General features: G+C 75.5%; 1 protein-coding gene. It reads left to right on the plus strand.

The window, feature by feature from the left end; genetic code table 11:
- Positions 1-95: 95 nt before the first annotated feature.
- The coding region (locus C1J01_RS48320) for a copper resistance CopC family protein (RefSeq protein WP_181449386.1) at positions 96-918 on the plus strand (823 nt) is incomplete at its 3' end.

Here is a 918-nt window from a genome sequence, read left to right on the forward strand (position 1 = left end):
CACCCCACCCGGCTTCCGACCCCCGACCCGGTCCGGCGTCCGGTGTCGCGCCCGGCTCGGCTTCCGGCGTCGCGGCGACGGGGCTGATGGGCGGCATGGGCGTCGCGGGCCGTCGCCGGGCGCGGCTGGTCGCGCGGCTGGCGGTCGTCGCCTTCCTGGTGGCCGGCGGTCTGGTCGCCGACCTCCTCGGCGTCACGGTCACGCGGCCGGCGTTCGCCCATGCCTATCTGATGGGCAGCTCGCCCGTCGACGGCCAAGTGCTGGACCGTGCCCCGGCCGAGGTCAGCCTCCGCTTCAACGAAGCGGTGAGCCTCGGCCGGCGCTCGATCCAGCTGCTGGACGTGACCGGCAGAAGCCTGACGACCGGCGCGCCCGGTCACGCCGAGGGGAAGGCCAACACCGCGCAGGTCGGCCTGCCCGCGGACCTCGCCGAGGGGACGTACGTCGTGGCCTGGCGAATCACGTCCGCGGACTCGCATGTGGTGTCCGGAGCGTTCAGCTTCAGCGTCGGCCACAGAAGCTCGATGGCCGCCTCCCTGGAGCAGGACGCCGACCCGGCGGTTCCCGTCGTCGACGCGGTCGGCCGCGGCCTGGCGTTCCTCGGACTGGCCCTCGTGCTCGGCGGCGGGTTGTTCGTCGCCGTGCTCTGGCCCGGCGGCCGGAACGATCGCCGCGGCCGGCGCATCGTGTGGTCCGGCTTCGCCCTGCTGGCCGCGGGCACGACGGTGGTCCTGCTCGTCCAGGGCCCGTACGCCGAGGGCGCCTCGCTCGCTGCGGCGGCGGACCCGACCCTGCTCGGCGCGACGTTGTCCACCCGGCTGGGCCAGGCCCTGGCGGCCCGGCTCGTACTCGTGGCGCTCCTCGCCGCAGCCTTCCACCTGGCCCTACGCCCCACCAACCGGACACCCGCCCCCACAC

This window comes from Nonomuraea aridisoli (assembly GCF_003236395.1).
Lineage (GTDB): Bacteria > Actinomycetota > Actinomycetes > Streptosporangiales > Streptosporangiaceae > Nonomuraea > Nonomuraea aridisoli.